Source organism: Streptomyces reniochalinae, from assembly GCF_003323735.1.
Classification (GTDB): domain Bacteria; phylum Actinomycetota; class Actinomycetes; order Streptomycetales; family Streptomycetaceae; genus Streptomyces; species Streptomyces reniochalinae.
In genome coordinates this window covers 265,307-284,357 of the sequence record NZ_QOIM01000028.1, presented here as the reverse complement: position 1 = coordinate 284,357, position 19,051 = coordinate 265,307, and the positions used below count along the sequence as shown (strand labels likewise).

At 71.2% G+C, this 19,051-nt stretch carries 15 protein-coding genes and 2 pseudogenes; 4 read left to right on the top strand and 13 right to left on the bottom strand.

Annotation, left to right across the window (positions count from 1 at the left end; translation table 11 throughout):
• Nucleotides 1–190: 190 nt before the first annotated feature.
• Complete coding sequence (locus DQ392_RS10710; RefSeq protein WP_245981338.1) at nt 191–1,084, bottom strand: LmeA family phospholipid-binding protein; 894 nt, start codon at nt 1,082–1,084, stop codon at nt 191–193.
• Between the two features lie 518 nt (nt 1,085–1,602).
• Here DQ392_RS10710 and DQ392_RS10705 point away from each other — a divergent pair.
• Nucleotides 1,603–2,613 carry a mechanosensitive ion channel family protein gene (locus DQ392_RS10705; protein ID WP_245981335.1) on the top strand — a complete coding sequence of 337 codons (1,011 nt, stop codon included), beginning with the start codon at nt 1,603–1,605 and terminating at the stop codon, nt 2,611–2,613.
• Nucleotides 2,614–2,650: 37 nt separating this feature from the next.
• Here DQ392_RS10705 and DQ392_RS10700 read toward each other — a convergent pair.
• The 5 genes and pseudogenes from DQ392_RS10700 to DQ392_RS35960 all read right to left on the bottom strand — a co-directional run.
• Nucleotides 2,651–3,283, bottom strand: a pseudogene (locus DQ392_RS10700) (PEP-utilizing enzyme); the annotation flags it as partial.
• Complete coding sequence (locus DQ392_RS10695) at nt 3,284–4,753, bottom strand: GntP family permease (RefSeq protein WP_114015292.1); 1,470 nt, start codon at nt 4,751–4,753, stop codon at nt 3,284–3,286. It lies immediately after the preceding pseudogene.
• A 102-nt stretch (nt 4,754–4,855) separates the two neighbouring features.
• A complete protein-coding gene (locus DQ392_RS10690; protein ID WP_114015291.1) occupies nt 4,856–6,205 on the bottom strand; it encodes an enolase C-terminal domain-like protein in 1,350 nt (449 codons plus the stop codon).
• 32 nt (nt 6,206–6,237) lie between these two features.
• Nucleotides 6,238–7,851 carry an aldehyde dehydrogenase (NADP(+)) gene (locus tag DQ392_RS10685; RefSeq protein WP_114015290.1) on the bottom strand — a complete coding sequence of 538 codons (1,614 nt, stop codon included), beginning with the start codon at nt 7,849–7,851 and terminating at the stop codon, nt 6,238–6,240.
• Nucleotides 7,852–7,917: 66 nt separating this feature from the next.
• Nucleotides 7,918–8,115: a beta/alpha barrel domain-containing protein gene (locus DQ392_RS35960; RefSeq protein ID WP_342774929.1), complete on the bottom strand. Its 198-nt coding sequence runs from the start codon at nt 8,113–8,115 to the stop codon at nt 7,918–7,920.
• A gap of 603 nt (nt 8,116–8,718) precedes the next feature.
• On the opposite strand from DQ392_RS35960, the gene DQ392_RS10675 reads away from it, so the two are divergent.
• Nucleotides 8,719–9,594, top strand: a complete 876-nt coding sequence (locus tag DQ392_RS10675; RefSeq protein ID WP_114015289.1) for a LysR substrate-binding domain-containing protein — start codon at nt 8,719–8,721, stop codon at nt 9,592–9,594.
• Nucleotides 9,595–9,668: 74 nt separating this feature from the next.
• On the opposite strand, the gene DQ392_RS10670 is transcribed toward DQ392_RS10675, so the two are convergent.
• From DQ392_RS10670 to DQ392_RS10635, 7 genes and pseudogenes are all read right to left on the bottom strand, one after another.
• Nucleotides 9,669–10,025 (bottom strand): DoxX family protein, encoded by a 357-nt coding sequence (locus DQ392_RS10670; RefSeq protein WP_114015288.1) that lies wholly within the window; start codon nt 10,023–10,025, stop codon nt 9,669–9,671.
• 201 nt (nt 10,026–10,226) lie between these two features.
• Complete coding sequence (locus tag DQ392_RS10665; RefSeq protein ID WP_114015287.1) at nt 10,227–10,661, bottom strand: VOC family protein; 435 nt, start codon at nt 10,659–10,661, stop codon at nt 10,227–10,229.
• 113 nt (nt 10,662–10,774) lie between these two features.
• Nucleotides 10,775–11,515: pseudogene (locus tag DQ392_RS10660) on the bottom strand (tylosin resistance protein TlrC); the annotation flags it as partial.
• Nucleotides 11,516–11,628: 113 nt separating this feature from the next.
• Entirely contained in the window at nt 11,629–12,066 is a 438-nt protein-coding gene (locus DQ392_RS10655) for a cytidine deaminase (protein WP_114015286.1), read from the bottom strand.
• Between the two features lie 360 nt (nt 12,067–12,426).
• On the bottom strand, nt 12,427–13,767 hold the full coding sequence (locus DQ392_RS10645; protein WP_114015341.1) for an MFS transporter: 1,341 nt from the start codon (nt 13,765–13,767) through the stop codon (nt 12,427–12,429).
• A gap of 289 nt (nt 13,768–14,056) precedes the next feature.
• Nucleotides 14,057–14,716: a response regulator gene (locus DQ392_RS10640; protein WP_114015285.1), complete on the bottom strand. Its 660-nt coding sequence runs from the start codon at nt 14,714–14,716 to the stop codon at nt 14,057–14,059.
• Nucleotides 14,707–15,858: a sensor histidine kinase gene (locus DQ392_RS10635; RefSeq protein WP_245981333.1), complete on the bottom strand. Its 1,152-nt coding sequence runs from the start codon at nt 15,856–15,858 to the stop codon at nt 14,707–14,709. The genes DQ392_RS10640 and DQ392_RS10635 overlap by 10 nt, the downstream gene beginning before the upstream one ends.
• A gap of 155 nt (nt 15,859–16,013) precedes the next feature.
• Here DQ392_RS10635 and DQ392_RS10630 point away from each other — a divergent pair, with 155 nt between their 5' ends.
• On the top strand, nt 16,014–17,291 hold the full coding sequence (locus DQ392_RS10630; RefSeq protein ID WP_114015284.1) for a serine hydrolase domain-containing protein: 1,278 nt from the start codon (nt 16,014–16,016) through the stop codon (nt 17,289–17,291).
• Nucleotides 17,292–17,450: 159 nt separating this feature from the next.
• Complete coding sequence (locus tag DQ392_RS10625; protein WP_114015283.1) at nt 17,451–19,034, top strand: FMN-binding glutamate synthase family protein; 1,584 nt, start codon at nt 17,451–17,453, stop codon at nt 19,032–19,034.
• The last annotated feature ends 17 nt before the right edge of the window (nt 19,035–19,051 follow it).

Below are 19,051 nucleotides of genomic sequence, written 5' to 3'. Positions count from 1 at the left end.
CCATATGAGGACCCGGCCAGGACCGACCGCAGCACCGCCCTCGACATGACCCGCCTGCTCGGTGCGGCGCGCTGGCCCCGCTGCGCGTCAGGACCCAGGGACCGGCAGCGCCACGCACTGCGTGACGAGCAGTCGCTTCACGTCACGCCACGGCTCGGGGTCGGCGGGCGGACCGGCGAGGGGAACGCCCTCACTGCCCCACGGGCACGTCGGTGCCGGTCAGCTCGGCGCGCACACCGTCCTTGTGCACCGAGATCCCGCGCAGGCGCAGGTCACCGGGTACGTCGTCGGGCAGCTGGGCCGAGAACTCCATCGACTGTGCGACCTTCGGCTCCTGCACCTTCCGCAGGCCCCGGATCAGGGACGGGTCGACGCCGGCCGGCTTGAGCACGGCAGGGTGCTCGACGAGTGCGTCGAGCACGCCGTCCTTCATCCTCTGGTCGGGCCGCACGCGCTGGTCGGTGGCCTGCTGCAACTCCCGCTCGTCCACCTTGTCGGCAGCGGGCGCCGCCAGTTGCAGGCCGCCGCCCTTGCCCGGTACGTAGGTGAGGAGCCCGGGCACCACCAGGCGCACGTCCCGTACCGTCATGGCCAGCCCGTGGTCCCCGGTACGCCGCAGGTGGGCGCGGCCCCGGACCTCGGCGTTCCGGCCCGCCACCGGCACGTCGTCGTCGGCCCGCACGGTGTTCTTTCCGGTGCCGGGGGCGAGGTGGACCTGGGAGGCGCCGACTTCGCGGTTCAGGTCGTCGAAGCCGAGGAAGACCTGACCACGCACCCGGCTGAGCACCGCGCCCTCGACCGACGAGGGGAGGCTGCCGACGATCCGTATGTCGTCCACCGAGCCCCTCACCTGTGCGACGGAGACCCGCCCCGCGGGCACGTCGGGGACGGTGGCGTCGACGTGGTCGAGGTGGCCCGCGGCGACCTGTGCGAGGAACGGGAAGCTCTCGATGTGGACCTCGGGCTCCGCAGTCAGCTTCAGCGTCTCCTGGATCTTCTGCGCCGCCATGTTCTCGGCGTAGAGCACCGCCCAGCGGTCGCCCAGTGCGAGGAAGGCCAGCACGACGACCATCCAGACGGCCACTTTCGCGGCTCTGCGGATCCTGACCCGGCGGGTCCGTCCGGTGCTCGACGGCTCCGGCTCCTCCGCCGTGCCGGGGCTCTGCGGTACGGGCCCCGCACCGGCACCCTCTGTCGCCGGTCGCTCACCGTCCTGCGCGGGTTCCTCCCCCGGCCGGCCGGACACCTCTCCCGGAGAGTCCGCCGCTGCCGCCTGCCGTGCCGTCGGGTGCGCTGAGGGCCCGTTCGAGATCATCGGCACATGCCAACACAGAGCCGGAGCCGCGTCCAAGTCACGCCCCGACCCGTCACCGGGCCCGTGCCGGCGCCGCCCGTCCTCGCCTCACCGCGCGGCCGCGGGGTGCCGGCACTTCGTCGACGCGGTGCCATCCGCGAGATCCGTACATCATCGATGCACGTCAGATGCCGTATGCGCACCTGCTCTCCACTCTTTTTGACCCGTTTCGGGCCCGCCGATACGTTCGGTCTGCTGAGCACGGCAACCGGCTGAGCATCGCAACTGAGCGGAAGTGAGTGGATCCCGTGTCCCCCACCGGTGCGACGGCGTCGCACGCCCACACCGTCAATCACCTGGCCATGTCCACCCCGGGGTGGCTGCGCGACAACGTCGACACGCTGGTGGGTGTGCCCCTGCGCATCCTGCTCGTGGTCGTGGGTGCCGCGATCGTCCGGGCCGTCGCCAAGAAGGCCATCTCGCGGGTCGTCCAGCGGATCCTGCAGCCCCCCGAGGCCGAGAGCGAGCCTCGCCGGTCCGGGCGCGGGCCCGCGGTGCTGGCGCGCGACCGCTCCCGGGCGAACGAGCGGCGTGAGCAGCGCGCCCGCACCATCGGGTCGGTCCTCAGCAGCATCGTCACGATCGTCGTCGCGGTGATGGGCGTGGCGATGGTGCTGGACCAGATCGGCATCGCGCTCGGCCCGCTGCTGGCCAGCGCCGGGGTCGTGGGCCTGGCCATCGGTTTCGGTGCCCAGAGCCTGGTGGCCGACTACCTGTCCGGCATGCTCATCATGCTGGAGGACCAGTACGGCGTGGGCGACTCGGTGGACCTGGGTGAAGCGATCGGAGAGGTGGAGCACGTCGGTCTCCGGCTGACTCAGGTCCGCGACCTCAACGGCGGCCTCTGGCACATCCGCAACGGCGAGATCCTCCGCGTGCGCAACGACAGCCAGGAGTGGGCGCGCGCCGTCCTCGACGTGTCGGTCGCCCACGAGTCCAACCTCGACACGGTCTTCGACGTGTTGGAGCGCACGGGCCGCGAGTTGCGCGAGGAGCCCCGTTTCAAGGACGTCCTCCTCGAGGACCCCTCCGTGTGGGGCGTGCAGTCCCTCGACCCCGACGGCGTCGTGGTACGCCTCGCCGTCAAGACGGCACCGCTCCAGCAGTGGGGTGTCACCCGGGAGCTGCGGCGCCGGGTCAAGGAAGCACTCACCGGCGCGGGCATCGACATCCCGTTCCCGCAGCGGACGGTGTGGATGCGCTCCGACGAAGAGCTTCCCGACGTTCCCGCACAGCGCACGGGCCCCGTGCGACGCTGACGTCGCGCGGGCGTCCGCCCCGACGAGTGGGCGTCGGTCACACGCCCACTTCGGGCAGGAACTCGACATACCCGCTCGTTCCGTGTACGCGGATCCGCCGGCCGTCCGGGATGCGCCGGGTGGCGTGCTCCACCCCACGACGGCCGGCAAGCCGTACTCGCGGGCGACGACCGCACCATGGGTCATCGAACCGCCCGCCTCCGTCACCAGGCCCTTGAGCGTGTCGAAGAGGGGCGACCAGCTGGGATCCGTACAGGCCGTGACCAGGATGTCGCCCGCGGCGAGGTCGGCCTGCGCCAGGTCCGTGATGACGCGGGCACGCCCCTCCACGGTCCCGGCCAAAACCGCTAGGTCGGCCAGGGCGTCGTCCGGCACGGCCTCGCGTCAAGGTACGCACCCGGTCGATCATGCGTTTGGTCTCTGCGGCCTTGTCCGCTCCGTCCGGCAAGGCACGCAACCGCTCCAGCACCTCGCCCTCCTTCGCCCACGCCACACGCAGCTCTTCCTTGAAGCGCTGTCCGCCGGCGCCCGGTGTGCAGTTCTCGGCATTGCCCAGGATCAGGGGCACGAGCGTGGCGGGGCGCTCACTCCAACGCGGCCTCGCGATGTCGATCTCACCGACGCAGCGCATGCCGTGCTTGCCGCGACTTCTTCCAGAGGCCCGCCGCGCTCAGGCCAGTGCCAGCGCTGCGCTGAGGGCGGCTGCGATGGCGAAGGCGGTCAGCCCAAGGAACGTCTCCATCAGCGTCCAGCTCTTCAGCGTCGTGCGGATGTCGATGTCCATGTACCGGTTGAAGAGCCAGAAGCCGGAGTCGTTGACGTGCGAGAGCACCGTGCCGCCGGAGGCTACGGCCACGACGACGAGCGCGATCTCCGGTTGGGACAGGCCGAACTCGTGGATGAGCGGCGCCACGATGGGTGCGGTCGTCACGATCGCGACCGTCTTCGAGCCGAGCGCCACTCGCAGCACCGCCGCGATGAGGAACGCGAGGACCACAGCGGGCAGGGCCGTCGAGCCCATCAGGTCCGCCAGCGCGTCCCCCGCCTGCGACTGTTCCAGTACGGCGCCGAAGACGCCGCCCGCGCCGGTCACGAGCAGTACCAGCGCCACAGGACCGAGCGATGCAGAGGCCGCCTTCTCGATGTGTTCCATGCTCAGGCCGCCTCGTACACCGAGCATCCAGATCGACAGCAGCGTGGCGAGGGTGAGGGCGATGATCGGGGCGCCGATGAACTCCAGCGCCGTACGCAGCGCACCCTTGTCGAAGACGAGTCCCGCGAAGGTGTGCAGCATGATCAGCAGCACCGGCAGGACGATCACGCAGACGGTGACGCCCAGCGAGGGCCGCGCCAGGTCGGGGGCCCGCTCGTCGGTCGCGTCCGTGGAGCTCCTGGCGTCCGGGGAAACACCAGCTCGGGAGGCGAGCGCGGGTACCGGCACGTTCAGCCGGTCGCCGACCTTGACGCCGAAGAGGTAGGAGCCGACGAACCAGGCCGGAAGGCCGCAGACGAGGCCCATGACGGTCACCCAGCCGAGGCTCGCGCCGAGCAGACCGGCCGCGGCGACCGGCCCCGGGTGCGGCGGCAACACGGCGTGCATGATGGCCAGGCCGCCCGCTGCGGGCAGGGCCACACTGATCACCGAGCGGCCGGAGCGCTGCGCCACCGCGTAGATCAACGGCATCAGCAGGATGAAGCCGACGTCGAAGAAGACCGGTACGCCCACCAGGAGCGCTGTGAGCCCCACCGCGAGCGGGGCCCGCTTCTCCCCGACCGCCGCCAGGAGCCTCCCGGAGAGCACCTCCACGGCGCCGGACTCCTGCATGACCCGTCCCAGCATCGCGCCGAGGGCGACGATGACGGCGATCTCACCGAGGGAGTCCCCCATACCCTGTTCGAGCACACCGGGCAGGTCGCTGAGGCGGATTCCGGCGGCGGCTGCGACGCCGATGCTCACCACGAGCAGGGCGAGGAACGCGTGCAACTTCGCCTTCACGACCAGGAGGAGCAGCAGCGCGACCCCACCCGCGACGAGCAGCAGCAGCGCCCAGGGCGGCAGGCTCCAGGCGGTGGTCGGCGCGTCCACGGCCAGTGTCTTCCAGGGCAGCCCGGATATCAGGCCCGTTCGTGCGGTAGGCATCGTTGCCTCCTGTCAGGCATGGGTGGCTCGGCAGGCCGCGGGCGCCTCGTCCGCCGGCCGGCAACGGCGCGGGGCCGGCGGCTGCCGGCTCCGCGGGGAACGTCAGGACCGGTCGAGTGCCGGGCGCTTGGCGTCGAAGGACCATCCGGGTACGAGGTAGCGCATCGCCACCGCGTCGTCGCGGGAGCCGAGCCCTTCGCGCTCGTACAGCTCGTGTGCGGCCGCCACCTGCTCCTCGTCCAGCTCGACGCCGAGCCCCGGTGACTCGGGGACGTGCAGCTGCCCGTCGGCGATCGTGAGCGGGTCGCTGGTGAGGCGCTGGCCGTCCTGCCAGATCCAGTGCGTGTCGATCGCCGTGATCCGGCCGGGGGCCGCGGCGGCGACGTGCGTGAACATCGCGAGTGACACGTCGAAGTGGTTGTTCGAGTGCGAGCCCCAAGTCAGCCCCCAGGCCTGGCACAGCTGCGCCACCCGTACCGAACCGCTCATCGTCCAAAAGTGCGGGTCCGCGAGGGGAATGTCCACGGCGTCCGTGCGGAGCGCGTGGGTCAGCTGCCGCCAGTCCGTGGCGATCATGTTGGTGGCGGTGGGCAGGCCAGTGGCCCGCCGGAACTCCGCCATGACCTCCCGTCCTGAGTATCCATTTTCGGCTCCGCAGGGGTCCTCCGCGTAGGCGAGGACGTCCCGCAGCTCGCGGCCGATCCGGACCGCCTCGTCCAGCCCCCACGCCCCGTTGGGGTCGAGGGTGACGCGTGCCTGGGGGAAGCGCCGCGCGAGCGCGGTGACGGCCGCGGCCTCCTCCTGGGCGGGCAGCACTCCGCCCTTGAGCTTGAAGTCGCGGAAGCCGTAGCGCGCGTGCGCGGCCTCCGCGAGCCTCACGACGGCCTCCGGGGTGAGCGCCTCCTCGTGGCGCAGCCGCAGCCACGCGTCAGCGTCCTCGCCCTCGTGAGCGGGGTCACGGTAGCCGAGATCGGTGCTGGCGCGGTCACCGACGTAGAAGAGGTAGCCGAGGACGGGCACGTGGGCGCGTTGCTGCCCGTCGCCGAGCAACTCGGCCACGGGCACTCCCAGGTGCTTGCCGTGCAGGTCCAGCAGGGCCGATTCGACGCCGGTGGCAGCGTGTACGGCCACCCGCAGGTCGAAGGTCTGTGTGCCGCGCCCGGCACTGTCGCGGTCGGCGAAGTGCGCCAGCACCTGTGCGACGACTGAGCGCAGCCGGGCCACGGGACGGCCGACGACGAGGTCTGCGGCGGCCTGGAGCGTGCGGCGTATCGCCTCGCCGCCGGGGACCTCCCCGAGGCCCCTCCTCCCGTCCGAGTCGGTCAGGACCACCAGGTTGCGGGTGAAGTAGGGGCCGTGCGCGCCGCTCAGGTTCAGCAGCATGCTGTCCCGTCCCGCGACCGGGACGACGCGCATCTCATCGACCGTCGGACCGTGCTGTGCGACTGGCATGTTCTGCTCTCCTTCCGCCGCCTTCCGCGCGGTCAGTGCCGGCCCAGCTCACCGTCGACGCGGCGCCACAGGCCCTCGGGGTTGCCGTCCGCGACGGGGCGGGGCAGGAGCTGTTCGGGCAGGTTCTGGTAGGCCACGGGGCGCAGGTAGCGCTCGATGGCCAGCGAGCCGACCGAGGTGCTCCGGCCGTCGGACGTGGCGGGGAAGGGTCCGCCGTGCACCATGGCGTGGCCCACCTCGACGCCCGTCGGCCAGCCGTTGAACAGCACGCGCCCGGCGCCCTGTTCGAGGACGGGAAGCAGCTCCCGCGCGGCGTCCAGGTCGCTGTCCGCGGTGTGTACGGTGGCGGTCAGCTGCCCTTCCAGGCGACGCAGCACGTCGGCGACCTGCTCCAGGCCGCGGCAGCGCACCACGAGTCCGGCGGCGCCGAACATCTCCCGTTGCAGAGCCGGATCGGCGGTGAAGTCGTCGGCACCGACCGCCATCAAGGCGGTCCGGCAGGGGCTCGCGCCCTGCGGCACCGCGCCGCGTGCGAGAGTGACGACGGCCTCGTGCCCGGCGACGGCCTCGGTCTCCGTGCGGTACGCCGCGGCGATGCCAGGCGTGAGCATCGTCGCCCCGGCGTCGCGCTCGACGGCCTCGGCGGCCGTCGTCAAGAACGCCTCCAGCTCAGGGCCTTCGACGGCCAGGACCAGCCCGGGGTTGGTGCAGAACTGGCCCGCGCCCTGCGTCAGCGAACCGACGAAGCCCTCGGCGAGGTCACTCGCCCGCTCGCGCAGCGCACCGGGCAGCAGCACGACGGGGTTGACGCTGCTCATCTCCGCGTACACCGGCACCGGCACCGGGCGCTCGGCGGCCGTCCGCATCAGCGCGAGACCGGCGGCGCGGGAGCCGGTGAAGCCGACGGCACGGATACGCGGATCGGACACGATCCTGGCGCCCAGGGTGGGCCCGTCCCCGATCACGAGCGAAAAGACGCCCTCGGGCAGCCCGCACTCCTCGACGGCCGCGCGCAGGGCGCTCGCCGCCAGCTCGGACGTTCCCAGGTGCGCGTCGTGCGCCTTGACGACGACGGGGCAGCCCGCGGCCAGCGCGGAGGCGGTGTCGCCGCCGAGGACGGAGAACGCGAGCGGGAAGTTGCTCGCCCCGAACACAGCGACGGGGCCGAGAGGAATGCGCCGCTGGCGGATGTCGGGGCGCGGCTGCGGGGCGCGGTCGGGTAGCGCGGGGTCGATGCGGGCCCCCTGCCAGCTGCCCTCGCGCAGCACCGCGGCGAACAACCGCAGCTGCCCTGTCGTGCGTCCCACCTCGCCCGTCAGCCGGGCCACGGGCAGCCCGCTTTCCTGGTGCGCCCGCGCGACGACGGTGTCGGTCAGCGCGGCGAGCTTGTCGGCGACGCACTCCAGGAAGCGGGCGCGCGTCTCTGGCCCGGTGGCGCGGTAGGCGTCGAAGGCCTGCTCGGCGAGTCGGCAGGCGCGGTCCACGTCCGCCGCGTCGCCGTAACGGTAGGCCGGGTCGAGCGGCTCGCCGGTACCCGGGTTCACGGAGCGGATCTCCGCCCCGCCGCCGGTGACGCGTTCCGCTCCGAGGAACATCGCGCCCCGCAGTACGTCTTCGGGGTTGGTGTTCGAGTCTGGTGCAGGCATCTGGGAGTCCTTTCTCGCGGGGGTGGGGTGGAGGAGCTCGCGGGCGTGGGGTGGAGGAGGCGGAGGTCAGGCGCGGGCGGCGGGCTGCCGCTCGACCAGCGCGGTGAGTTCGGCGAGTTCCGCCGCGGTCAGGTCGGTGAGCGGCGGGCGTACCGGGCCTGCGCCCTGTCCGGTGACGGTCATGCCCGTCTTCACGATGCTCACCGCGTAGCCCGGCCGCCGGTCGCGGATCTCCGTGTACGGCAGGAAGAAGCCGCGCAGCATCCGTGCGACGTCCCCCCGTCGGTTTTCCCTGACGGCACCGTAGAAGGCGAGAGCGAGTTCGGGAACGAAGTTGAGGTGCCGTAGCCGGCGGGCGCGAGGATCGGCGTCCCCTCGGGCGCGCTGCGCACGGCGGCAGCGACGACCTGCTCGGTCTCAGCCGGAGTGAGCGAGAAGAACCCACCGGTTCCGCCGGCGGCGAAGAGGTCTCCGACCTCGTACGTGCCGAGGCGCGCCACGTGCTCCCGGTAGGCGCCCTCGTCGAAGGACAGGTCCTCCGCGAAGTGCGTCACCGGAGACGACAACAGCCCGTTCCCGACCCGGCGGCCGAGTTCGGCAGGAGAGAAGGAGGACATAGACGCATTGCTCCAGATGTCAACAGAAGAAGAAGCTGGAGGGGGCGGGCGCGAGGCAGCCCCCTCCGAGATGCGGGCCACCGTGCGGGAGCCCCGTCCGACCCGCGGAAGCGGAGCCGCGTGCCCGGCACACAGCGGGTCGGTCACGGACTGTCGGCGGGTTGCGCCGACGGCGTCCTCCGACGCTAGGGTTCGTAACTGATCCACGTCCAACATAACTTTTGGATCCATGAATACCCGGAGGGTATCGATGTTCACGCTCGCGCAGTTGTCCGGCTTTGTCGCGGTGGCGGAGGAGCTGCACTTCACGCGGGCCGCCGAGCGGCTCCGGATGACGCAGCCGCCGCTGAGCCGCCAGATTCAACTCCTGGAGAGCGAGCTGCGGGTGGAGCTGCTGGACCGCACCAAGCGCTCCGTCCGTCTGACCCCCGCGGGGCGTGCCTTCCTCAACGAGGCCCGCCGCATACTGCGTCAGGCACATGACGCGACCCTCACCGTCCGCAAGGTCTCCGCGGGCGAGGCCGGGGCGGTCGCCATCGGCTTCACCGCTGCCAGCGCCTATTCCAGCCTCGGCCGGCTCCTGGAGACGGCGCGTGGAGCCATTCCGGAAGCGGACATCGTGCTGCGCGAGATGGTCACCCGCGACCAGTTGGAGGCCATCTCCGAGGGCGCCCTCGACCTGGGCATGGTCAGACCGGCCGCCGTCGGCACCGACCTCGTCTCCCGCCCCGCAGCCCGGGAGGCGCTGCTGGCCGCCCTGCCCGCGGGACACCGGCTGGCCTCGCGGGACGAGGACCCGCACATCACCGACTTCGACGGCCAGGAACTGCTGATGTACGCGCCTGTCGAGGCGCGCTACTTCCATGAGCTGCTGATCAGCGTCTTCCGCACGGCAGGCGTCACGCCGGAGTTCACCCAGTACCTCACTCAGGTACACAGCATCCTGGCGATGGTCAACGCGGGCTGGGGCATCGCGCTCGTGCCCGAGGCGGCCGCGCAGATGCGGTTCCCCGGCGTCGTCTTCCGCTCCGTCACACTGGCCGCACCCGCCCCGGTCGAGCTGAACCTCGTATGGCGGCGCAGCAACGACAATCCGGCGCTGCACGCCCTCCTGCGGCACCTGTGACGGCGGGAGTCACCGGTCACCGGCCGGTCCGCGCGCTCGTCTCCGCCGTGTACTCCGTCCCCCTGTGGTCACGGTCACCACAGGCCGTGGTGCCCCAGGCCCAGAGCCAGGGCAGCCACCGCCGTGGCGAGGAAGACGACCCCTCCCACGATGTTGCGTGAGCCCACCCTGAGGTGGGCGATGATGGCGCCGACGAAGTACAGCACGAGGCCGCAGGCGGCGAGGTTCCCCACAAGCGGTACGGCCGGCCCGGCCAGCAGTCCCACGGTGCCCGCCGCCAGGAGCGCTCCCAGCACCGGCACCCACTTCCTGGGGACCCCCTTCATGTCCGCCTGACTGATGGGGTATTCGTGGCCGACCAAGTAGGTGACGGCGGCGGCACCGTTGAAGACCGCACCGATGAGGGTGACCGTGACGTAGGCGACGAACACGACTTCTCCGATTCTCCGTCCCTGTGACGGAGGACGTTGTCAAGCACTCCGAGTGGGGTGCCGTCGCCATCAATGACCAGCCTGCGGCTCCATCCGTGACATCGGCCGGCGACCGGACGTGCCAGTGGCACGCCGGTGACCCGAACGGCTCGTACCCCTCCCCTCACGATGCGACTCGCGAAAGGCCGGCTACGCGGTCGCTCAGTCGAGGCAGAACTCGTTGTCCTCGACATCCCGCATCACGAGGGTCGACTCGTTGACGCCGTCGGCGAGCAGCAGACGCTCGCGTGCCGCGCCGAGGGCGACAAGGCGCGCGCATTCGGCCTCCAGCGCGGCCACGCGCTCCTCCCCCACGAGTCCGGTGCCGACCCGCACGTCGATGTGCAGCCGGTTCTTGACGGACTTGCCTTCGGGCACACGCTGAAAGAACAGGCGTGGTCCCACGCCCGAGGGATCAACACAGGCGAACGCCGACCCTTGTTCCTCAGAAGGCAGCGAGCGATCGAAATCCTCCCAGGTGGCGAACCCCTCCGGTGGCGGCGGTACGACATACCCCAGTACCTCGCACCAGAAACGGGCGACGCGCTCGGGTTCCGCGCAGTCGAACGTGACTTGGAGCTGCTTGACCGACGTCATCGGTACACCATAGAGGCGGCAGCCGTCGTCGTCCTCTCACTTTCGCTGGCATCGTCCGGTCGCCCCGCCCGCCCCGCCCGAAGCCGGGCCGATCACCGTCCTCACCACGGTTGCCCTTGCCCGGGCCGCGGGGACGAGGCCGGGCGCCTGCCGGCGCCGTTGGGTCCGGTGACCAGGAGCCGGCCTCGGCGGCCGAGGGTGAGGAAGCCGAGGCGCAGGCGGTCACCTACGCGTACGTCCGACAGGTGTATGGCGGGCAGCCGTGCCGAATCGGTCACGGTGCCTTCCGCGCCGGTCCCTGCCGTCCCCATGCGCGGTGTGAAGGCCAGCGGGTCGGGCGGCGGTGCCACCGGGTTCGCGGTCAGCCGCTCGACCCGCTCGCGGGCGTTGCGGACTCGGGCCATCGCACCGTGCGCACGGCCGCGGGCTCGGAAGCCGCCGTGGCCGAAGTTGGCCGGCGGCGCCTTACGCGGGATGGCGTCGAGGCGGGCGGCCTGGCCGGCGGCCAGCCGCTCGTTGCGGGCCAGTTCGGACCTCCACTCCTCGTGTTCCTGGAGTCGACGGCGGCGCTCCGCCGCCTTCGCGGTGCGGTAGCCGACGTAACCGTCGCCGTAGCGGGTGACCTTTCCCGCCTCGGCCTCCAGGACTGTGGCGGTCAGGCGCTCCAGGAACACGCGGTCGTGGGTGACCGCGAGCACCGTGCCGTTGTGCGCCCGCAGTTGTCCCTCAAGCCACTCCAGGGCCTGATCGTCCAGGTCGTTCGTCGGCTCGTCCAACAGCAGGAGCTCCGGGCGGCCGGCGAGGGCACCGGCCAGGGCGGCTCCGCCTTCAGAGCGCGCAGGTCCGCGCAGAGATTCCGAGTCCATGACCAGCGAACCTCACCCAGCCCACCGACATCGCGCCCCGGACCCGACTCCGTCGGACAGGCCCTGGATGCCCGACTCGGTCACGGCCGGAGGGGCCGGGCTCAGGCGGTCCATCCCGATGCCATCTCGTCAGGGAAGACAGTCATCCAGTAGTCGGGAAGCACGTGCTTGAGGGGCTTCCACACGATCGTGGTCGAATCCTCCCGGTCGGCAACAGCGACCAGAACGTCAGGGCCGTGGACCGCCAGTCGTTCCCGGCAGACGCCGCATGGGCTGAGGACGACGGTGCGCCCTCCTGACTCGCGGTGGAGGCAGACGGAGGCGACGATGTGCTGGTCCAAGCGGTGTGCGCCGCAGTACGGCTCGATCTCGTGGCATACCTCGACTGACGGGTTGAAAGCATCTGGCGCGGTGCCGGTGAGGATGGTGCCGTCCTTGAGGAGCATGGCCGCAGCGCCGTTCTCGCCGCCCTCCGGAAAGCGCGTGTCGATCAGGGCCTTGCAGGCCGCGACGGTAGAAGCGAGGGCGGTCTGATCCATGGGCACAGGTTATCCACCCCCGCCCCGCCTGGAGGGAAATCCCTCAACCCTGTACCGATGTCACCGTGTCCGAGAGCCGCACCCCGCAAACGGCGCGGCTACTCGCCGACGGTGAGGCGGCGGACCTGGGTGTCAACTGCGCGACTCCTGGGCTCGCCGTCGCCATCTGCCCGGCTGGGGCAGCGAGGACAGCGCCGCCTCGACGGCGACCACGGCGCTCGCCGAACACCTGCGCCACGCCGCCCAGGCCGAACCTCCGCCACGCCACATGCACGCAGCCCCCGACGGCGTCCGGTCACCCTTCCATGGCGGGTGACCGAACGCCGAAGCGACCTCGCTTTTGGCCGGTATCCCGGGTCCTCACCGCTCCAGCGGCCGGTGAGCGGTCTCTGGCAGGCGCAGGTAGACGGCGGAGGAGATCAGGCACAGCACGGCCACGTACACGGGGAAGAGACCGGCGTGCCCCATGTCCTTGAACAGCGTGCCGATGTAGGGCGCCGTGCCGCCGAAGAGCGCGACGGTGAGCGAATAGGGGAAACCGATGCCCGCGGCGCGCACCCGGGCCGGGAACGTCTCCGCGTTCACGGCCGCGGAGATGGCCGTGAAACCGCTCAGCAGGATCATGCCCGCGCACTGCACGAGCAGCAGCGTGACGAAGGAGTCGTCGAGCGCGCGCAGCAGCGGCACGCTCAGCACGGCGAAGCCGATCCCGAACATCAGCAGCAGGGGTTTGCGCCCGAAGCGGTCGGACACGATGCCGGTGAGGGGCTGGAGCACGGCGAAGAACGCCAGCGAGAGGGTGCCCGCCAACAGCGCGTCCGCTTTCTCGACTCCGGCGTTGAGCTCGGCGTACGTCGGCAGGTACGAGGTCCACGTGTAGTACGCGAGCGTGCCGCCCGCCGTGATTCCGCAGATCAGCAGCGACTGACGCGGGTGGCGGCGCAGCGCCTCGAAGAGGCCGGGCCGGGGCGCCTTCGCCTGCTCCTCGCTGCGCGTCTCGCGCGCCCCTCGCCTGACCCAGAAGCCCACAAGGCTGAGGAGCGCGCCCAGTACGAACGGAACCCGCCAGCCCCAACTGTCCATGGTGGCGGACGCGAGATGCGCGACGAGCAGCGCCGCGACACCGGACGCGACGAGCTGCCCGATGGTCGTCGACACATACTGGAAACTGGAGAAGAGCCCGCGCCTGCCGGGCCCGGCCGACTCCACGAGGAACGTGGTCGAGGCGGCGAACTCGCCGCCCACCGAGAGCCCTTGCAGCAGGCGGGCCAGGACGAGGATGACGGGCGCGAGGACGCCGGCGGCGGCGTACGTCGGTGTCAGCCCAACCAGCAGGCTGCTGCCGCCCATCAGCAGAATGGTCACCGTCAGCGCCGCACGGCGCCCACGCCGGTCGGCGACCGCGCCCATCAACAGCCCGCCGACGGGCCGCATGAAGAACCCCACGGCGAAGACCGCGAACGTCGACAGCAGGGGCACCAACGAATTCGACGCGCTCTTGGGGAAGATCTGCGAGGCGATGTAGGTGGCAAGGAAGGTGTAGGTGTACCAGTCGTACCACTCCACCGCGTTGCCGACGGAGGCGGCGAGCAGCTGCCGCACGGGCCGCCCCGGAGGGGTCACCGCATCCGCATGGTCCCCCTCGCCAGTGGCGGCGCCCGGTTCGCCCGCGGGTGCGGGCCCTTTCCTCAAAGCTGTCATGAACACACATCTCCCCGTCTTCGGGCACGGCAATGACGCCGTACCGGTCTTCCCCTGAGGGGCGTGGCGCTTGCGTTGCGCACCGGGTAACCCGAGGCCGTCACTCCCCCATTCCTGACACCGGCACCGTCCCGCAATACGGACAGGCGGCCCGTACCGACGGCTGCGCCCGCCGCGGCGGACGCCTCCGCGCGCCGTCGATGGCAGGGGTACGCCATGCTTGCCGGCACCTACATGGGCCTCCGGGAACTCGTATGCCCGAGGCCGCGTCCGTAGGGGGCATGCGGTGTCACGTCGGCGCGCTGCCGCCATAGCGGCGGAGGTAGGCCAGGACGGCGCGGACGCGGCGGTGGCCGCTGTCGCCGACCGACAGACCCAGTTTGAGGAAGACGTTGCCGATGTGTTTGTGAACGGCGTTGTCGGTGATGACGAGCCGTTGGGCGATGCCCGCGTTGTCGTGGCCCTCGGCCATCAGCGCGAGGACCTCACGCTCGCGTGCCGTCAGGTCCCCGACGGGGTCGCCGCCGCGTGCGAGGAGTTGGGCGATGACCTCGGGGTCCAGCGCCGTGCCGCCACCGGCCACCCTGCGCAGCGCGTCGGTGAACGCGGGGATGCGGCTCACCCGGTCCTTGAGCAGGTACCCGATGCCGCCCCGGGGGTCGGCGAGGAGACGGCCGGCGTAATCGGGCTCCACGTACTGCGAGAGGACCAGGACGGGCAGTCCGGGATGGTCGCGGCGGGCCTGGGCCGCGGCCCGGATACCCTCGTCGCGGAAGGTCGGAGGCAACCGCACGTCCACGATGGTGACGCCCGGTCGATGGGCCTCGACGGCGGCGAGGAAGCCGGGGGCGTCGTCCGCGATCGCCGCGACCTCGAAGCCCTGGGAGTCGAGCAGGAGCTCGAGCCCGGAGGACAGCAGAACGTTGTCCTCGGCGATCACTACACGCACGGCAGCTCCACGGTGACGACGGTCGGCCCGCCCGGTGGGCTGCCGATCTGCAGGGTGCCGTCCAACGCAGCGGCACGACGGCGCATCCCGTCCAGACCGGAGCCACGCGTGGCGTCCGCTCCCCCGGCGCCGTCGTCGGTGATCTCGGCGCGGAGCAGCGGGCCGTCGCGGGTGAGGCGTACCGCGGCCTTGGTGGCGCCGCTGTGTCGGGCGATGTTGGCCAGTGCCTCGGTGACGGTGAAGTAGGCAACCGCCTCGACTGCTGCGGGAACCTCCCCGAGCGGACCGATGTCGATACGGGTCGGCACCCCCGCCCTGGTGGCCAGGGTGCCGAGCGCGCCGGCGAGGCCCTGGTCGGCCAGCACAGGGGGGTAGATGGTGCGGATGACGGAGCGCAGCTCAGTCATCGCGTCCTCCGTCTCGGCGTGGGCCTGCCGCACCAGAGTGGCGGCGGTCTCGGGGCCGTCGCAGAGATTTTCGCCGGCCACGGCGAGCCGCATGGCGATGGCCACGAGCCGGGCCTGGGTGCCGTCGTGCAGGTCTCGTTCGATCCGGCGGAGCTCCGCGCTGTGCGCTTGCAGGACGTCCACACGTGTCCGCGTGAGTTCGGTGACGCGTTCGACCAGTTGCTCCGCGGGCGAGGGCGCCAGCACAGCGAGGCAGCACCGGGCGTGCGACCGGGCGAGCAGCGGGAAGGTGAGGGCGGCCAGCGTCGCCAGGAACACCACATTGAGCAGGCCGAGCGACAGCGCGGTGCCCCAGCCGGTGAGGGGAAAACTGATCACGAACAGCCACGGCGCGGCGGGGAAGGCCCACCACGCCAGAGTGACGACGGGAGTGAGCGAGAAGGTCCCCAGGCATAGCAGGGCGAAGGCGCCCGAAGGCAGACCGGTGAGAATCTGCGCCACGAACCACGCGAGGTTGCGGCGAACGCCACGTTGGCGCGGCTCGACCGGTTGCCCCAATAGTGCTCCGGCGCGCCGGCGGTGGTACTCCGCCCAGGGCTGCGCGAGTGCGGGAACGCACAGGAGGGGTGCCGCAGCGAGTGTCACTGTCGCGGCCATCAAGGTGCCGAGCAGATACCGTCCGCCACGCACCGCGGTGCCCCACCATGCGCGGACCACCCCGAGTACGCCGGCCACGCGATCGCTTTCCTCTTGTCGTCGTCCAGCAGGAGCAGGCCCCACGTGATCCACTCTAGGTGTCGGCCGGCACGGCCGCACTACAGGTAGCTGTACCTTCCGTTCGGGAGTCTGCGGCAGGGCGCCGTATGTGAAGGCCTGCCTAGCGTGAAGGCATGAGAGCGACGAGTGCGCAAACCGCCCCGCACCGCCCGACCACGCCCCCACCCGACAACTCCGGTGGACAGCGGCGCGCCGGTCGCCGGTGGTTGTCCGCCGCAGCGGCCGCCCTGGCGACCGTCAGCGCTGCCGTCGTCATCCAGTGGCCGGTCGACGCGCACGAAGCGGCCGCGCCCGGATACGGGCGAGCCGAGTTGCGCCGGGACACCGACGCCATACGAGCGCTGGGGGTCACCGGCGTCCAGGCGCGGGTCACCGCGGGACCCGGCCGGGATCTGGTCGCCACCAGCGGCGTCGCCGAAGCGGGCACGGACCGCCCGGTTCCCCGCAACGGCTACTTCCGCATGGCCAGCACCGGCAAGCCGCTCGTGGCCGCCGTGGTCCTGCAACTGGTCGGTGAGGGCAAGCTGGCGCTCGACGACACCGTGGACCGCTGGTTGCCAGACCTGGTGGAGGGGAACGGCAACGACGGACGCCGCATCACCATCCGCCACCTTCTCCACCACACCAGCGGCATCCACGACGACGAGCTTCCCGGCTACACCACCCCGCAGGAGTACCACGAACGCCGGCACGACACCTACACGCCCCGGCGAATCGTCGCGCTGGCGACGAGGCACCGCTCCGACTTCCCACCCGGCACGGGATGGAGCTACTCCAACACCGGCTACGTCCTGCTCGACATGGTCATCGAGAGGGTCACAGGCCGCCCCTGGCACGAGGAGGTCAAGAACCGGATTCTGGAACCGCTCGGCATGCGCCACACCTATGTGCCGGGCAGCGGCACTTCCACACTCCGCACCCCGCACGCCAACGGATACCAGGTCTTCCCGTCCGGCGAACGCGTCGACGTCACCGACGTGATCCTCCCGAGCCCCGGCGACCACGTCTCCACCACCGCGGACGTCAACCGCTTCTTCCAGGCCCTGCTCGGCGCCGAACTGCTGCCCAGGGAACGGTTGGCCGAGATGCGGGAGACCGTCCCGGTCAACGAGGAGATGCAAACGTTCTGGCCGGACGGACGCTACGGCCTCGGCCTGGTCAGCCGGCCCCTGTCCTGCGGCGGCAGCTACTGGAGTCACGAGGGAGGCGACGGGGGCTACGTCACCCTGAACGGCGTCACCGGCGACGGCAGCCGCTCCGTCACCGTGTCCATGTCCACGGCCCTCAACGGCTCCCCGGACAGCGCGCTCCGACAGGAGAGGGCCGCCAGCGCCCTCGTCGACCACGCGCTGTGCGACACCCACGGCGACGGGCACGACACGTCCGCGTGACCACCTCGCGCGTCGTTCCGAGCGCCACGGCGAACTCCGCTGCCTGTGGGAAGCGAAGGCGAGCGGCGGAGGGGGTCCGCGGGGACCGCCGTCCCGGCCTTTGATCCTGGCGGTAGCCTCCTCGTCCGTGCATCTGCTTCCCACCGGTTGGTCTCACTCATGATCAGATTCGCTTGCGTGACGGGTGTCGCGGCTGCCGCGCTGGCGGCGACCGTCCTGTCGCTGTTCGTCTCGGGCTGGTGGTGGATACCGGCCGCGATACTGCTGGCGCTCGCCGTCACCGGCGTGTACGACCTGCTCCAGCGCAGGCACTCGGTACTGCGCAACTACCCGGTCCTGGGCCACCTGCGCTATCTGCTGGAGAGCATCCGGCCCGAGTTGCAGCAGTACTTCATCGAGCGCAACCACGACGGGCGGCCCTACGACCGCGACACCCGGGACCTCGTCTACCAGCGGGCGAAGGGGACCGCCGCCGAAGAGCCTTTCGGCAGTGAACGGGACGTCTACGAGACGGGTTACGAGTTCCTCGCGCCCTCCATCGCTCCGGTCCCCGTCCCGCAGACCCCGCCGACCGTGCGCGTCGGCGGTCCCGACTGCACGCAGCCGTACGACATGGCGCTGCTCAACGTCTCGGCGATGAGCTTCGGTTCGCTGTCGGCCAATGCCATCCGGGCGCTCAACCACGGCGCGGCGCTCGGTGGTTTCGCGCACGACACCGGCGAGGGCGGCATCTCCGACCACCACCGGCAGCACGGCGGCGACCTGGTGTGGGAGATCGGCACGGGCTATTTCGGCTGCCGCACCGACGACGGCGCCTTCGACCCCGATCAGTTCGCCAGGACGGCCGCGCTTGACCAGGTCAAGTGTGTCTCGTTGAAACTGTCCCAGGGAGCCAAGCCCGGCATCGGCGGTGTGCTGCCGGGCGGCAAGGTCAACGCGGAGATAGCCGCGGTGCGCGGCGTGCCGCAGGGCGAGACCGTGGTTTCCCCGCCCTACCACCGGGTCTTCTCCACCCCCCGTGAACTGGTCCGGTTCATCGCGCGGATGCGGGAGCTGGCCGGCGGCAAGCCTGCGGGGTTCAAACTGTGCGTGGGCACCCGGCGCGACGTCCTCGCCGTGTGCAAGGCCATGCTCGCCGAGGACACCACACCCGACTTCATCGTCGTCGACGGCGCCGAAGGCGGCACGGGGGCCGCTCCACTGGAGTTCTGCGACCACGTCGGGATGCCGTTGACCGAGGGCCTGATGACGGTGCACAACGCACTGGTCGGTACGGGGCTGCGGGACCGTGTCCGCATCGGAGCCAGTGGCAAGGTGGCCACCGGGGCCGATGTCGTCAAGCGCCTGGTACAGGGCGCCGACTACACCAACGCGGCCCGCGCGATGATGTTCGCCGTCGGCTGCATCCAGGCCATGACCTGCCACACCAACACCTGCCCCACGGGCGTCGCCACGCAGGACGCGCGCCGGGCCAGGGCGCTCGACGTGGACGACAAGTCCGCCCGCGTCCAGCGCTACCAGGAGGCCACGGTGCACAGCGCCCAGCGGATCATGGCCTCCATGGGGGCGGGCGAGCCGGGCGAGCTGCGCCCGCACATGCTGTACAGGCGCATGGATCCCGTCACCATCCGCTCCGCGGAGGAGCTGCACCACTGGCTGGCACCGGGCCAGCTCCTCGAGGAGGCACCGCAGGAGTGGGCCGCGGACTGGGCCGGGGCCGATCCCGACCGCTTCTCCGCCTGACCTCCTCACCGCCGGCC

Coding starts and splice junctions, on each gene's coding strand:
- DQ392_RS10695 (WP_114015292.1), bottom strand. CDS start 4,753: ATGCCTACCGCACGAACGGGCCTGATATCCGGGCTGCCCTGGAAGACA.
- DQ392_RS10690 (WP_114015291.1), bottom strand. CDS start 6,205: ATGCCAGTCGCACAGCACGGTCCGACGGTCGATGAGATGCGCGTCGTC.
- DQ392_RS10685 (WP_114015290.1), bottom strand. CDS start 7,851: ATGCCTGCACCAGACTCGAACACCAACCCCGAAGACGTACTGCGGGGC.
- DQ392_RS35960 (WP_342774929.1), bottom strand. CDS start 8,115: ATGCTGCGCGGCTTCTTCCTGCCGTACACGGAGATCCGCGACCGGCGG.
- DQ392_RS10675 (WP_114015289.1), top strand. CDS start 8,719: ATGTTCACGCTCGCGCAGTTGTCCGGCTTTGTCGCGGTGGCGGAGGAG.
- DQ392_RS10665 (WP_114015287.1), bottom strand. CDS start 10,661: ATGACGTCGGTCAAGCAGCTCCAAGTCACGTTCGACTGCGCGGAACCC.
- DQ392_RS10655 (WP_114015286.1), bottom strand. CDS start 12,066: ATGGATCAGACCGCCCTCGCTTCTACCGTCGCGGCCTGCAAGGCCCTG.
- DQ392_RS10645 (WP_114015341.1), bottom strand. CDS start 13,767: ATGACAGCTTTGAGGAAAGGGCCCGCACCCGCGGGCGAACCGGGCGCC.
- DQ392_RS10630 (WP_114015284.1), top strand. CDS start 16,014: ATGAGAGCGACGAGTGCGCAAACCGCCCCGCACCGCCCGACCACGCCC.
- DQ392_RS10625 (WP_114015283.1), top strand. CDS start 17,451: ATGATCAGATTCGCTTGCGTGACGGGTGTCGCGGCTGCCGCGCTGGCG.